8 protein-coding genes, 1 tRNA gene and 4 pseudogenes are annotated in these 15,122 nt (G+C 40.6%); 1 reads left to right on the top strand and 12 read right to left on the bottom strand.

The window, feature by feature from the left end; all coding sequences use genetic code 11:
* Positions 1 to 22 precede the first annotated feature (22 nt).
* The 7 genes and pseudogenes from infB to ACZ1G6_RS06395 form a co-directional block, all read right to left on the bottom strand.
* Positions 23 to 2,632, bottom strand: a complete 2,610-nt coding sequence (gene infB / locus ACZ1G6_RS06425) for a translation initiation factor IF-2 (protein WP_472618549.1) — start codon at positions 2,630 to 2,632, stop codon at positions 23 to 25.
* Between the two features lie 23 nt (positions 2,633 to 2,655).
* A pseudogene (gene nusA, locus ACZ1G6_RS06420) lies at positions 2,656 to 4,151 on the bottom strand (transcription termination factor NusA).
* Positions 4,152 to 4,187: 36 nt separating this feature from the next.
* Positions 4,188 to 4,647 (bottom strand): annotated as a pseudogene (rimP, locus tag ACZ1G6_RS06415) (ribosome maturation factor RimP).
* Between the two features lie 417 nt (positions 4,648 to 5,064).
* A tRNA-Met gene (locus ACZ1G6_RS06410) sits at positions 5,065 to 5,141 on the bottom strand.
* 138 nt (positions 5,142 to 5,279) lie between these two features.
* Positions 5,280 to 5,523, bottom strand: a pseudogene (locus tag ACZ1G6_RS06405) (4a-hydroxytetrahydrobiopterin dehydratase); the annotation flags it as partial.
* A gap of 173 nt (positions 5,524 to 5,696) precedes the next feature.
* Positions 5,697 to 8,332 (bottom strand): annotated as a pseudogene (locus ACZ1G6_RS06400) (TonB-dependent receptor plug domain-containing protein).
* A 225-nt stretch (positions 8,333 to 8,557) separates the two neighbouring features.
* A complete protein-coding gene (locus tag ACZ1G6_RS06395) occupies positions 8,558 to 9,001 on the bottom strand; it encodes a MaoC/PaaZ C-terminal domain-containing protein (protein WP_472618548.1) in 444 nt (147 codons plus the stop codon).
* Between the two features lie 126 nt (positions 9,002 to 9,127).
* Here ACZ1G6_RS06395 and ACZ1G6_RS06390 point away from each other — a divergent pair, with 126 nt between their 5' ends.
* A complete protein-coding gene (locus ACZ1G6_RS06390; protein ID WP_472618547.1) occupies positions 9,128 to 10,030 on the top strand; it encodes a LysR family transcriptional regulator in 903 nt (300 codons plus the stop codon).
* A gap of 21 nt (positions 10,031 to 10,051) precedes the next feature.
* On the opposite strand, the gene ACZ1G6_RS06385 is transcribed toward ACZ1G6_RS06390, so the two are convergent.
* From ACZ1G6_RS06385 to ACZ1G6_RS06365, 5 genes are all read right to left on the bottom strand, one after another.
* Positions 10,052 to 10,594 carry an alpha/beta hydrolase gene (locus ACZ1G6_RS06385; protein WP_472618546.1) on the bottom strand — a complete coding sequence of 181 codons (543 nt, stop codon included), beginning with the start codon at positions 10,592 to 10,594 and terminating at the stop codon, positions 10,052 to 10,054.
* The gene (locus tag ACZ1G6_RS06380; protein ID WP_472618545.1) at positions 10,578 to 10,769 is read right to left on the bottom strand and encodes an alpha/beta hydrolase; all 192 of its coding nucleotides are present in this window, start codon (positions 10,767 to 10,769) and stop codon (positions 10,578 to 10,580) included. Before ACZ1G6_RS06380 ends, ACZ1G6_RS06385 begins: the two co-directional genes overlap by 17 nt.
* Positions 10,738 to 10,938 carry an alpha/beta fold hydrolase gene (locus ACZ1G6_RS06375; protein WP_472618544.1) on the bottom strand — a complete coding sequence of 67 codons (201 nt, stop codon included), beginning with the start codon at positions 10,936 to 10,938 and terminating at the stop codon, positions 10,738 to 10,740. Before ACZ1G6_RS06375 ends, ACZ1G6_RS06380 begins: the two co-directional genes overlap by 32 nt.
* Positions 10,939 to 11,032: 94 nt before the next feature.
* Complete coding sequence (locus ACZ1G6_RS06370) at positions 11,033 to 12,832, bottom strand: acyl-CoA dehydrogenase C-terminal domain-containing protein (protein ID WP_472618543.1); 1,800 nt, start codon at positions 12,830 to 12,832, stop codon at positions 11,033 to 11,035.
* Positions 12,833 to 12,852: 20 nt separating this feature from the next.
* Complete coding sequence (locus ACZ1G6_RS06365) at positions 12,853 to 14,967, bottom strand: 3-hydroxyacyl-CoA dehydrogenase NAD-binding domain-containing protein (protein ID WP_472618542.1); 2,115 nt, start codon at positions 14,965 to 14,967, stop codon at positions 12,853 to 12,855.
* Positions 14,968 to 15,122 lie beyond the last annotated feature (155 nt).

The following is a 15,122-nucleotide window of genomic DNA, read 5'->3' as shown; positions in this document are numbered from 1 at the left end:
TATACCAACACTTTTTGCGATGTTAGATCTCGCGTTTGACTTCAACAATCTCGAAGACTTCGATTTGGTCGCCAACTTTAACATCATTATAGTTTTTGACCCCGATGCCACATTCAATGCCTTTTTTGACATCTTGTACATCATCTTTAAATCGACGTAACGATTCTAACTCACCTTCATAAATCACTACATTATCTCGTAGTACACGAATTGGATTGCTACGCTTGATTACACCTTCGGTTACCATACAGCCTGCAATAGCACCTAGCTTAGGTGACTTAAATACATCGCGCACCTCTGCAAGACCGATAATCTGTTGCTTAAACTCTGGCGCTAACATGCCACTCATGGCTTGTTTAACCTCGTCAATTAGCTCATAGATGATACTATAATAACGCAAGTCAATTTCTTCAGACTCTATAATACGTCTTGCACTAGCATCGGCACGGACATTAAAACCAACCACAATGGCACTCGATGCCGCAGCAAGGCTGGCATCTGTTTCGGTAATTCCGCCAACGCCACTACCAATGATATTAACTTTAACTTCATCCGTGGACAGCTTAACCAAACTATCAGCAATCGCTTCAATAGAGCCTTGAACATCAGCTTTCAACACGACATTCAGTTCACTAACATCTCCACTTTCCATATTAGCAAACATGTTTTCTAGCTTGGCTTTTTGTTGCTTAGCCAGCTTCAATTCACGTTGCTTAGTATGACGCTTGCCTGCAACTTCGCGCGCTTTGCGCTCGTCTTGTACCACTAGAGCATTTTCGCCAGCAATGGGAACACCAGATAAACCTAATACTTCAACTGGTGTCGAGGGTCCCGCACTTGCAATATCTTTTCCGTGCTCATCACGCATTGCTCTTACACGGCCGTATTCTTCGCCGCACAATAAAATATCGCCTGGATTCAACTGACCTTCTTGAACAAGCACAGATGCTACAGGGCCTCTTCCTTTGTCTAGTCGTGATTCAATCACAATACCTCTGGCTGGCCCGCTATCAATAGCTTGAAGATCAAGTAATTCAGCTTGTAAACTTATCGCTTCTAACAGCTCATCAACACCTAAGCCTGTCTTAGCTGAAACATTAACAAACTGGTAATCACCGCCCCACTCTTCCGAGATAACCTCAAGCTGTGACAGCTCGGTTTTAACTCTTTCTGGGTCAGCAGATTCTTTATCCATCTTATTCACAGCGACAATAAGAGGCACTTCTGCCGCTTTAGAGTGTTGAATTGCTTCCTTAGTTTGTGGCATCACACCATCATCAGCCGCTACAACCAAAATAACAATATCGGTTGCTGTTGCACCACGCGCTCTCATTGCAGTAAATGCAGCGTGACCAGGGGTATCTAAAAACGCAATTCTACCATTATCAGTTTCAACACTGTAAGCACCAATGTGCTGTGTAATCCCTCCAGCTTCACCATCGGCGACCTTTGCTCGTCTAATATAATCAAGCAATGATGTTTTACCGTGGTCAACATGCCCCATAATTGTTACAACAGGAGCCCGCGTTGTTTTATCGCCTGCATCACTTGAGGCAATTAACTCTTCTTCAAGTGCGTTTTCGTTTACCACTTCATATTTATGGCCCATTTCTTCAATGACTAAAACGGCTGTTTCTTGATCTAAGACTTGGTTAATTGTTGCCATTTCACCCATTTTCATCATGGTTTTGATGACTTCAGTGCCTTTAACCGCCATTCGACTGGCAAGATCTGCTACCGTAATCGTTTCGCCTAGTTTCACGATCCTCTCGACCGCTTTAACAGGTTTGTTGAAGCTATGCTTTAAATCTTCACCGGCATTTTTCTTAGACTTTTTACGTCTTCTGCCACCACGTTCAACCTGCATATCCTCTTCGTCTTCAGCTTCTTGAGCATACCGATTCGAGTGCAGATGGACTTCTGCCGCTTCTTCTTTCTTACGACGTTCTTCTTCTTCTTTCCAACGTCTTTCATTCTCTTCTGCTAATTTAAGCGCTTCTTCCGCTGCTTTTTTAGCGTCTTTTTCGAGTTTCTTCTGAGCTTCTTCTTCTTGCTGTTTCTTGATACGTTCAGCTTCAAGTCTCGCGTCCTCTTGCGCCTTACGCTCCTCATCTGTCAGTTTAGAATCGCTAGCTTTGCGCTCTTCAGCTTCTTTCTTCGCTTTTTCCGCGCGCGCTGCTCTTTCAGCCTCTTGCTTTTTACGCGCTTCTGCCGCTTTTTTCGCTTTCTCTTCTGCAGCCGCTTTAGCTAGCTCAGCCGCTTTTTTCTCAGCTTCTAAACGTTCTTCCTCTTCTTGAGCTTTACGCTTTGCTTCTTCTTCAGCCATCTTTTGAATTTCAAGATCAGACCGTTTTACGTAAGTTCTCTTTTTACGTACCTCAACCTTCACAGCCTTGGATTTACCCAACGAAATCGTGCTGGTCGTTTTGCGTTGCAGCGTCATCTTTTTAGGTGCTTGTGCACCAGCCCCACCATGCTGTTTACTCAGAAAATCAAGCAATGTCTGCTTTTCTTGTTCGGTAACAGTATCGTCAGCTTTTTTCTCAATGCCTGCATCTTTAAATTGTTTTAGTAATCGGTCAACAGTTGTGCTTATATCACTTGCTAACTTTTCTATGGAAACATCTGCCATATCGTTAAATTCTCCTTATTGACCTATTCTTCGTTAAACCAAACAAGGTTTCTAGCAGCCATAATTAGCTCACCTGCTTTTTCTTCACTTAGTTCTTCAATGTCACTGATTTCATCAGTGCCCTGCTCGGCTAAAAGCTCAAGGTTTGTTATTCCTCTACTTGCAAGAACAAAAGCAACATGTCGCTCCATTCCTTCAAGATCTAGCAATTCTTGTTGAGGTTGTGCAGACTCTAGTGATTCTTCGTCTGCAAGCGCTCTTGTGGTAAGTGTTGCTTTAGCTCTGTTACGCAACTCTTCCACCATATCTTCGTCTAGTCCTTCAATATCAAGCAACTCATTGACAGGTACATAGGCAATTTCTTCTAAACTGGTAAAGCCTTCATCTACAAGCACCAACGCGAAATCTTCATCGATGTCCAATCCTTCGGTAAATACTGACAATACTTTTTTGTTCTCTTCTTCGTGCTTACTAGATAAGTCCTCAACGGTCATAACGTTAAGTTCCCATTGAGTAAGTTGACTTGCTAATCGGATATTTTGACCATTTCTGCCAATTGCTTGTGCAAGATTGTCACTCTCTACAGCAACGTCCATAGAATGAGCGTCTTCGTCAACTACAATTGACGCCACTTCAGCTGGAGCCATAGCGTTTACAACAAAGCTTGCAGGGCTTTCATCCCACAAGACAATATCAACTCTCTCTCCACCTAACTCGCTAGATACCGCTTGAACTCTTGAACCTCTCATACCGACACATGCCCCGACAGGATCTAGACGTTTATCGTTAGTCTTCACCGCTATTTTAGCTCGAGCGCCAGGATCACGCGCTGCAGACTTGATTTCTAAGGTCTCTTCTGCAATTTCTGGTACTTCTAGTCTAAATAACTCAACTAACATATCGGGATGCGTACGGCTGATAAATAATTGGGCACCACGTGCTTCTGGCTTGATGACATATAACAAGCCTCTTACACGGTCACCTATGGTCTGAATGTTTCTCTTGGCAGCATATCTTCTCTAAAGATGACACCTTCAGCATTGTTCCCTAAATCAATGATGACATTATCACGATTGACCTTTTTAACCGTTCCCGTAACTAACTCACCTACTTTATCTTCATATTCGGCAATCATTTGTGCGCGCTCTGCTTCGCGTACTTTTTGAACAATCACCTGTTTAGCTGTTTGTGTCGTAATACGGTCAAAAGCGACAGACTCTATTTGCTCTTCAACAAACTCGCCTAATTGGATTTCTGGTTCGTCAATTTGTGCAGCAGATATCGTAATTTCGGCAAAAGGGTTTTCTTGCACCTCATCATCAGCAACTACCAACCAACGTCTAAACGTATCGAAATCGCCTGTTTCTCGGTCTATTGAAACACGCACTTCTATGGTTCCTTCATTTTTCTTTTTCGTTGCACTGGCCAATGCAAACTCTAATGCTTCAAAGATTTTCTCTCTTGGCACTTGTTTTTCGTTTGATACAGCTTCTGCGACCAACAATATCTCTTTACTCATTTCTGCCTCATTGCTCTAAAAAGTGAGCACAATAATTTAATCAAAATTTGGTACTAGATTAGCTTTAAGCACGCTGTCATAAGCTAGCTCAAAAGTCTCATTATCGACTTTAATCAAAAAGCTAAGCTCACTGCAGCTTTCTAGTATACCCTTAAAATTTCTTCTGCCATCATGTGGCAACTGCGTTTTAACTGTAATAGTTTCACCAAGTACTTGTTGATAATGATTCGGTTTAAATAGAGGTCTATCCATACCTTGGTGATGATACTTCTAAGTTATATTCAGTACTTATTGGCTCTTCAACATCGAGCACTGCACTTACTTGGTGACTTACCATCGCACAATCGTCCACATCAACCCCTTGTTCAGAGTCGATAAACAATCGCAAAGTAGAATGTTTTCCCGCCCGAACAAATTCCAAGCCTAATAGCTCATAGCCTGTTGCTTCAACCGGTGCGTTTAATAAATCAGTTAATTTTTTTTCAAGTTGTGACAATCCCAACTCCAATTTCACATATAAAAAAAGGGCAAAAAGCCCATATATTTATGGCCATACTACGGCCTTAAGATACAAAAAAGCCCCGAACAAGCGGAGCTACTAGATATGCATCAACTACAATGCAATTAGAATGACTAATTGACCTTGTATTATCATGTTACATAACACACTGCCAAACCGTCTTGTTCAATGACACTAACGTTACTTTGATTGCTTAAAAAACAGCAGGGAGTTCGTTAATGGCAGTAGTATACAAGCCTACCTTTAGTAACGCAAATGGTAACGCAAATTCAAAACTAGACGTGCAAGTTTTCATCAAAATCACTTTCATGTAATTGAACATTACTTATGTTATGAACATTAACATGCTAAAAACAAAAAATCCGCTTACTAACTAGTAAGCGGATTTATGTGTGGTTGCGGGAGCTGGATTTGAACCAACGACCTTCGGGTTATGAGCCCGACGAGCTACCAGACTGCTCCATCCCGCGTCTGAACTTGTGTTGAAACACTTAAGAACTTCAAGATGTGGCGTATTATACATATCAACTTCGGCTATGCAACCGCTAAATCAATATATTTGGATAAGCGCCTAAACTTTACTCACATATCGCTTATAAAGTGAGTATTTATCTGAATAATTCCATTTTCTTAGCTAATTCAAAATCCAATTCACTAATACCATCTACATCATGTGTAACTAATTTTACTTCTACTTTGTTATAAACATTGAACCACTCGGGATGATGCCTAAGCTTTTCAGCCCATATCGCGATTTGCGACATCCATCCAAATGCTCTTATAAAGCTTTTAAACGTAAATGTTTTTACTAATTTGCCATCAATCAGTTGCCATTCATCACCAAGGTGACATTTCGTTGAGTACCGCTAAATACTCTGCTACTTGAGCGGATGATAATTTTGTTGGCATTGTGTATTCCTTTGATATCTTGATAATCGTACTGATTATACAAGGCATTTGTAAAAATAGTGCAAAAAAATAGCTCCACATAGGAGCTATTTAAACATTTCTTTTATATCTTACGATTAAAATTCAACCGCTAGTCTTACATATAACTGCCTGCCTCTAGGGTCATGGACCTTAGAATCAAAGCCACTATTTGTAAATACTTGCGGCGGTTCTTCATCAGTTAGATTGATACCACCAAAGGTCAGTATGTAATTTGCTTCTGTCTCCATCAATGCGCCGACGTCTACATTAAGCTGAGCATCAAACGTGACGTGACTATCAATTTCTTGCAGCCCTAACGCGCCGCAATCACCTGGGCTCGGATTACCATCACCACAGTTTTGATCATCGTCGTATGCACTAATATAACGGGCGAAAATATTCGCACTGTAAGCCTCAGATGACCAGTTAAGCCCTAAGTTTGCTCGTAATTCTGGCGACGAGACACCGATATTGGTGAAGTTTCGTCTTCCTGCACCGTCCACATTGCCCGCTTGTGGGTCGATTAAATCGTACTTAGAGATGAACGTTGCATTAAGACTTGGTGTGAAGTCACCAATACCTGTTTCAAACTTGTAGCTTGTCACAATATCAAATCCACTAGTGGACAATTCACTTGCATTTACGTACGTATTATTAACTTGTATTAAAGGTCCATTAAGCGGATCACCTGCACGGATAATACGACTAGTATCTTGTGGGTTAGCTGCTAAAATCGCTTGAGCACTTTCTTGTATAATCAAATCTTCAAAATCAAAGTTCCAATAGTCAAGTTCAATAGACCAATCATCAATAGGTTCAAATGAGAAACCAACATTATATGCAGTAGACTCCTCTGGTGTAAGGTTCTCGTTACCAGAGGTACGCACAGCCGCAAAAGCATTAGCCCCACCCAGCAAAGGATCACTTAATTGTTGCAGACTCGTTGCTCCACCATTTTGCATAAACACCGAAGGTGCTCTAAATGAAGTCGACCAAGAACCTCTTAGAGAAAAACTGTCAGTAGCACGATAGTTAAATGCTATTTTAGGGTCAACAGTATCGCCTACAGTGCCGCCGTAATCTTCGTATCGTAGCGCGAGTTGAATGTCTAAATAGTCATTAACAGGTAACGCTAATTCAGCGAACGCAGCCCATACATCAATTTCATCTTTAAAATCTGGATTACCAATAACAAAGGTAAATGAATCTTGATTGGATAGCGCGTCGTAATCTTGCTCTAATTGCTCTTTACGATATTGCAGACCAACCGCAAGACCTGCAACACCACCATCCATATCAAATGCATCAAACGAAGCAAAACCTTCAATGACTTCTAAATCAGATTTTGAGTCAATGACTTGTAAACCTGAAAACGAATCAATCACATTTTGTGAGTTAGGTGAAGTAGTAAACGAAGTTGCAAATGGATTAAAATATTCACAATTCCCTTGTCCAGAGTGTACCTAATATAGGATCACAACCTTGCCCACCAAGACCATTTAATGCCAAAGAAAACTCGGTTCTAATAACGTCTTCAACACTAAATAAAAAGTTGTTGGTTGCATTGGTATAACTGACTTCCCAAAAACCGTTGTCTAATTCGCCAGTAAGTACTGAATTAAATCTGAAAGTATCAGATTCTGTGTTGGCAGGGTCAGCCTCAAAGCCATTTCCTTCCGCCCTTCCAAAAAATACAACTGGTGCACCAAAAGGGTTATCAGGATGTGTGGCCGGGACAACAGGACCAGTTAGAATTGGAAAACTTGGCGCTCCACCGCGCTGAGCACGATTTCTTGCGATGCCGATTTCATTACTCCAGACTAAATCATTACTAAACTCAAATGTTGATTTAACATAAGCGTTGACTCGGGTTTCATCCGGCACGTAAGAATAACCGGGTCCAAAGTCATATCGACATAGACCAACGTCAATTGGACCTGCTGGTTGAATTACTTGACGTATGCCGCCAAACTGTTCACAACCGGTAGGATCGATGACCGGAGCACCCGCTGGCAAACCTGAGTACACCAAAAAAGGAACCAGGGTTACCCAAAGAGCTACTATCGTCTTGAGGTCTTGATAATCGACGATCACTGATAAATAAAGGGGAACGATTAGTGTAACTGATAGCAGCGATGATACTACTATTATCGCCTACTGCACCCCAAAGGCCTTGCATAATATATTCTTTGTTGTTGCCATGAGCGCCATCTTGATAATCGACAGTAACTTTCGCTCCCTCATAATTACGTTTTGTAATAAAGTTCACAACACCAGCTACAGCATCTGACCCATATAATGCAGACGCGCCATCTTTGATGACTTCCATTCTATCAATAGCAATCATCGGAACTAAGGAACTTGTGTCTACAAAGTTTAGTCCTTCATTAGACTGTTGGGCATTAACCACCTGTCTTCTGTTATTTAGCAGCACTAAGGTAGAGGCTAATCCAAGACCACGAAGGTTAATATTAGATGTCCCTGCAGTCGCGTTTTGAGTGAACGCGTCCGGATTATTTTCAGCACCTGTATTAATGGTAAGCGTTTGCGTAATATCGGCGATATTTTTCGCACCTATTGCATCGATAGAAATACTATCGACAACGGCTAAAGGAGAAGGTGATTCGAAATTTTCACTTCGCCTCACAAAGCTACCTGTTACCATTATTAATTCAACTTGCTGTTCACTCTCTTCTTCTGCCTGTGCACTGACATATGATGGCAAGGCCATCAACTGAGACGCTACGAAAGCAGCTACGACTGTTTTTTTGCAGTAAACTTCATATTTATCCCCAAGCTTGGCGCCATCAAAAGCGCTGTGTAAATTATGTTGTTTTAGTTATTCCACATAGGTCAAAAATAAAACCTATATTGATAGTAGGTTGAGATCCCTATTTTGTAAATAAATTGTTATTTATGTGTAATTATAAGTATTAATAGTGGTCTGACTTGTGATTTATCCGTGTATCACTAACGACAAAAACGTGCCAACTAAAGCCGGTTTGTCTCTACCTTTAATGTTCACTTTTCCTTCGAACTTATACAAAGCACCCACTTCTTTGACTTCAATGTCTGAACATGTAAATTCATAAGCGATTTCATCCCCTTCTCTCACAGCTTCAATAAAACGCAAACTATCCATGCCATAGTTAATCATGGTTGTTTTACTAGCGTCGACTTGTATAAGCTCTGCAAACATCTTTGGCATTAAAGAAAGTGTTAAAAACCCATGGGCAATAGTGTGACCATAAGGGCTTTGAGTTATACACCTTTGTTGATCTAAATGAATCCACTGATGATCACCCGTTGCATCAGCAAATTGCTGTATTTGCGACTGCTCAACTTTAGTAAAGCTTTCACTTTGTACCCGAACACCTATTTTTAATTCATCTATATTCATATCTTCTCTGTATTAGTATTTTTGATTAAAATTAATTTATACTATTCATTTGATTAATACATTAACTTTACTAAAATGTTAATTAAATATTAATACTTTGAAAATTTGTAAGGGGATCGGACAAAAATGAACCTGCATCGCATTGACTTAAATTTATTTGCCGTTTTTGATGCTATTTATACCGCAGGCAGCTTAACCAAAGCAGCAGATGTATTGTGTATTACCCAACCAGCAGTCAGTAATTCACTTGCTCGTTTAAGGGAAATGTTAAATGACCCATTGTTTGTTCGAACCGGGCACTCAATGACGCCTACACCTGTAGCACAAAATATTATTGTCCCAGCACGAGAGGCTTTAGGCTTACTCAGAAAGAGTGTGCAACAAAGTCATATTTTTGAACCCGAGACATCAACAAAGACATTTCACTTTGCTAGCAGGGACTTACTTGAAGTCAGCATCATGCCTCGATTAATGGCAAGACTTCAAAGTGTTGCACCAAATATCAGCACAACTAGTTATGACCTTAATCGTAAGCAAGTTGTGTCTGCAATGGCGAGTGGAAACTTGGATTTTTTTGCTGATGCATCTAGTTTCACGGATATTCATTTAAAAAAACAGCGTATCGCGACAGACCGATTTGTAGTAGTAGCACGTAAAAATCACCCTACTATTCAAAACGAACTTAGCTTAGAAGCCTTTTTAAAGCTTGGACAAATTAACGTTTCAAACAAACGTAGTGGTCCTAGCTCTATCGACATCGTGCTAGATAAATTAGGCCACAAACGAAAAGTAGCAATGCGTAGTCAGCACTTTTTAACCATACCAAGTGCAATATCAAAGACTGATCTGATTAGTTGTATGCCTTATCATTTGGCAAAGCATTACGATTTAGCGATGTATGAAATGCCGTTTGAATTAGCACCAATAGAGTACTTTTTATATTGGCATGTTAGTGCCGATCATGATGGCGCCCATCAATGGATGAGAGAACAAATTTTAGACGTCGCGAGCGTTTACAATCCTAGTTAAACATAACGTTTTTGTTGCTATTTATAGTGCTAAGAATTGGTCAATACAACGACATACACCATCAAATTTTTGATGGTGTAGCCAATGGTCTGCATTGTCAAACTTGGTCAATGTTAAGTTACTCACATATTGCTCTACACCATTTATTACCTCTGGAACAAAGGCAGTATCACGCATACCCCAAAGCAACATGGTTGGCACATTAATCATAATATTTGGTATCTTGGCCTGGCTTTTAGCTTCAATTCGACTAGTTACTAAATTAGGCATACAGGTATAATACGCAAAACTCTTTCGCATAGACTCTTCATTCGCCCATTGATTCTCAAAGTTAACTTGTTGTCTAGCACTTAGCTTATTGAACCGTGAACCATATAAACGTTTTAAACGCGCAAAACTATTTTTTGAAAACACATCGTAAGCGTCTGGCCCCACAAGGTCAGTAATATAATCCGAACGAGCTTGTTGTTCAGGATTGTGCAACATCTCACGTGTAAAAGTACTTGGGTGAGCTGCATTCATAATAATGAGTTTGTCGATAGCATCTTCATGGAATGCTGCCAATGGCTAAGGCAATAGCGCCACCCCAGTCATGCGCAACTAAAATAATCGGTTTATCATTTGCGATACAGCTAATAAACTCATGCATTGTCGCAATAAGTCGCTCTAGCGTATATTGAGTAGGCTCATCAAAACCAATACTTCCATTATAGCCTTGGCAAATCTGGTGCAAAGACATTGTGGCTTGTTGAATATTTTTCTAAATATAACTCCCAAGTCCAAGAATTTTCGGGAAAACCATGCAAAAACACAAGACATTGTTTTTGTGGATCAATTGCTTTGTCACTAGTTAAATACTGAATTTGAGTAGTGCTTAAGCTTATTGAACGTTGTTGTATGGTATGCATATTGACTCTTTAGTTATTCCAAATTAAGCTCGAAACTGCTTACTAAACGACATAAAAAAGGCGAGCATACGCTCGCCCTTTTATAAATAACATCCTAGCTTGCGTCAAAAAGTTCCACGTCCATATTCATCAGGTTATCTGAACCAGAATGAATTGCTGAGACTAATGAACGCGTGCGAGTCAACATTCTATCGAAGTAAAATTTAGCAGTATGCACTTTTGCTTCATAGAAAGCTGTTTCGCTTGTTCCTTCATCCAGCTTTTGTTGTGCAACAATAGCCATTTTAAGCCAGAAATACCCAACTGAAACATAGCCTGCATACATTAGGTAATCGACCGCAGCTGCACCTAATTCATCGGGATTTTTTGCAGCTGATTGACCAATATCTTTTGTAATTTGAAGCCATTCATCAACATGAGAATCAATGGCATTTACCCATGCAGCAAACTGTGTAGTGCTTCTTACTTCACTACAATATGTTTTTATTTCATTAGCAAACACATTTAACAATTCACCATTTGAGCCCATGATTTTACGCGCAAGTAAATCAATTGCCTGAATACCCGTTGTTCCTTCGTACATTGTACAAATACGCGTATCTCGTGCTAGTTGCTCCATACCCCACTCTGCAACATAGCCATGTCCACCGTATACTTGCATTCCATAACTAGTCGCTTCTTGCGCCGTTTCAGTTAAAAATGCCTTAACAATAGGGGTCAACAGCGCTAATTTCGCTTCGGCCAACTTCTTCTCTTCTTCATCTTTAGAGTACGTTGATACATCCACTAACTGCATACAGTAGTTTGCAAGCGCTCTGTTACCTTCCGCAAGTGATTTTTGAGTCAGTAACATTCTTCTCACATCAGGGTGCACAATGATAGGATCTGCTGGCATGTCTGGATTTTTAGCGCCGGTCAATGAACGAAATTGAGTGCGGTCTTTTGCGTAGGCCAATGCGCCTTGATATGCAGCTTCAGATGCTGAAAGCCCCTCAACGCCTGTGCCAATGCGAGCAATATTCATAAACGTAAACATACAATTAAGACCGCGGTTAGGCGCACCAATCAAATGAGCTTTCGCACTATCAAAGTTCATAACACACGTGGCACTTCCTTTAATACCCATCTTATGCTCGATAGAGCCACATTTAACAGTATTGCGTTCCCCAGGGTTGCCATTTTCATCTAAATTGAATTTTGGAACGATAAATAATGATATGCCTTTAGTACCCGCTGGCGCATCTGGTAATCTTGCTAATACAATATGAACGATATTCTCAGACATATCGTGTTCACCTGCCGAGATAAATATTTTTGTTCCGCTTAGACTATATGTGCCATCATCATTAGGAACTGCTTTACACTTAAGCATACCTAGGTCTGAACCACAATGAGGTTCGGTCAAGCACATTGTGCCTGTCCATGTACCTTCTATAAGTTTATTCAAAAATAAGTCTTGCTGTTCTTGGGTACCATGATGCTTCAGCGTTTCCATGCACCCTTGACTCAAACCGGGATACATTGCCCAAGAGTGATTTGCGCCAGAAAACCATTCTGCCATCGAGGTTGCAAGTGAGTATGGTAAACCCTGCCCACCAAATTCTTCTGGATGAGCCATTGAAGTCCACCCACCTTCTACATATTGCGCGTATGCTTCTTTGAAGCCTGAAGGTGTAGTAACTACGCCATCATCTATTGTGCATCCCTCTTGATCACCAATAGCATTTATTGGTGCCAAAATATTTTCAGCAAATTTTGCTGCTTCAGCATATATCGCGGTTATTAAATCTTCACTGGCTTCGTCAAAGCCTAGTTTTTGATAATGCGCTTGCATGTTTAACAACTCATGAGTCACAAATAATGTGTCGCGTTGTGGCGCTTTGTAATTTTGCATAATATTTTACCTTGTTAATGCTACGACTTATAACTTGCAAATGTTTTATTTTGCGCAACTAAGTCTTTTAAAAGTGAAGAAGGTGTAAACCAGTGTTTTCCATACTCGCCAAGCGTTTGTTGGTAATGCTCCATTCTTGCTAAGATTTTATCTAGTCCAATTTCATCTGCGTATTGCATTGGTCCACCACGATGTACTGGGAACCCATAACCGTAAACATAGATAACATCTATGTCGCTAGAACGTTGAGCAATTCCCTCTTTTAATATCTCTGCCCCTTCATTGATTAGTGGAAAAATACAACGTTCTAATATTTCTTGCTCGCTTATTTCTCTTTGTTCAATACCAAGCTTTTCCGCTTTTGCTTTTGCAATATCCATTACCTCAGGGTCTGGAATTGGTTTGCGACTGCCAGCGTCGTATAAATAAACGCCCTTGCCTGCTTTTAGACCCACGCGTCCCGCTTCAACCAGCTCATCTGCTACTGTGCAATAAGAGGGATCATGTTCAATAAAGGCTTTTCGTGATTGACGCACAAAATATCCTATGTCTAATCCAGCCATATCTCCCATCGTAAACGGCCCCATTGGCAAACCAAAATCATAAATTACTTTATCGACTTGCTCAGGACTTGCTCCTTCAAGCATTAAGCGGTTAGCTTCACGTCCGTATACCTCTATCATTCGATTACCCACAAACCCAAAGCAAACACCAACTAGCACCCCTACTTTACGGATGCTTTTTGCAAGTTTCATAGCCGTCTTAATGACATCATCTGAAGTATGCTTGCCTCTTACTATTTCAAGTAATTTCATGACATTAGCAGGAGAGAAGAAATGCAAACCAATTACGTCTGCTGGTCGCTTGGTGTAGCTAGCAATTTCATCAAGATCTAAAGTAGAGGTATTACTAGCCAATATTGCGCCGGGCTTGCATACTTTATCCAAGGCTTCAAAGACTTGCTGTTTTACCGACATTTTTTCAAATACCGCTTCAATAACCAAATCTACATCTGCTAACTCATCATAAGAGGTAGTGCCGTGCAGCAAGGCCATTCGTTGCTCTACTTGATCTTGTGTTAGCTTCCCTTTCTTAGCTGAGTTTTCATAATTTTTCCGTATGACCGACAAACCTTTATCCAAAGCTTGTTGTTCAAGCTCTAGCATCACCACTGGAATGCCTGCGTTAGCAAAATTCATCGCGATTCCGCCGCCCATTGTTCCAGCACCAATAATGCCGACTTTTCTAATATCTCTGGTTTGAGTTTCTTTTGGAATATCAGGTAAGGCAGCGGCTGCTCGCTCAGCAAAGAAAAAGTGTTGCTGGGCTCTAGCCTGTGAAGTATTCATGCATTCCATAAATAATTCACCTTCGCGCTTTAAACCTTCCGCAAATGGCAATTCAAATGCTGCTTGCACGGCTTCTACACATTTTACGGGGGCAAAAAAACCTCTAGTTTTAGCCGCAGTTTGGGCTTTTGTCTGTTTAAATACTTCAGCAATATCTGCTGTCATATTTAACTCGATAGAATTTGCGCCTACGACTGGCTTACCAACGACTTTTTTCGCAAGTTCTACCGCGTTAGTAATTAAGTCGTCTGCTGCAACAATAGCTTCAAAAAGTTGAGGAATTTTTTCTACAGGGGTCGGTGCCCCAGTCACTATCATTTGAGTGGCGACAGAAGGGTCAATTAGCCTAGGCAGTCTTTGGGTACCACCTGCGCCAGGTAATATACCTAAATGCACTTCTGGAAGACCGACTTTGTTTTTGTGAACCGTCACTCTATAGTGACATGCTAACGCAAGCTCTAATCCTCCACCAAACGCACCACCGTTTATTGCTGCAACAATGGGCTTTTGACTTGATTCAATTACGCTAAGCACTTCAGGCAACATTGGAGATAAATCCCCACCTGAGAACTCAGAAATATCTGCTCCTGCGCTAAACAAGGCTAAATCACTTGTGATAACCATAGCGTCTATTGCGTCATCACTTTTAGCTTTGTTGATTGCGTCAATTAATCCTACCCTTATGCTCTTTGATAATGCATTAACAGGCTTGTTTGCCATTGCAATAACGGCAATATTGTCTTTCTTGTCGATGCTAACAACGTCATTGATCATTTGTGCACTCATTGATTTTTCCTAGATTGGATTGATAACAAAATGTTAATCGAAGTCGCCAACACACACTAATTTATTGCTGTTATATTTGTGAATAAGCGTTTTTGATGTAAGCCTGATTTTATCTACCTATGCCAGTTACTCTGTTTATATACAGATATTCAGGT

It is taken from the genome of Glaciecola sp. HA4-3 (assembly GCF_055693685.1).
The sequence above is the reverse complement of the archived record's forward strand: the minus strand, read 5'-3'. Positions and strand labels throughout refer to the sequence as shown.

Excerpts from the sequence above, each read along its gene's own strand:
- infB (WP_472618549.1), bottom strand. The coding sequence starts at position 2,632 with ATGGCAGATGTTTCCATAGAAAAGTTAGCAAGTGATATAAGCACAACT.
- ACZ1G6_RS06375 (WP_472618544.1), bottom strand. The coding sequence starts at position 10,938 with ATGCATACCATACAACAACGTTCAATAAGCTTAAGCACTACTCAAATT.
- ACZ1G6_RS06395 (WP_472618548.1), bottom strand. The coding sequence starts at position 9,001 with ATGAATATAGATGAATTAAAAATAGGTGTTCGGGTACAAAGTGAAAGC.
- ACZ1G6_RS06370 (WP_472618543.1), bottom strand. The coding sequence starts at position 12,832 with ATGCAAAATTACAAAGCGCCACAACGCGACACATTATTTGTGACTCAT.
- ACZ1G6_RS06390 (WP_472618547.1), top strand. The coding sequence starts at position 9,128 with ATGAACCTGCATCGCATTGACTTAAATTTATTTGCCGTTTTTGATGCT.
- ACZ1G6_RS06380 (WP_472618545.1), bottom strand. The coding sequence starts at position 10,769 with ATGTCTTTGCACCAGATTTGCCAAGGCTATAATGGAAGTATTGGTTTT.
- ACZ1G6_RS06365 (WP_472618542.1), bottom strand. The coding sequence starts at position 14,967 with ATGAGTGCACAAATGATCAATGACGTTGTTAGCATCGACAAGAAAGAC.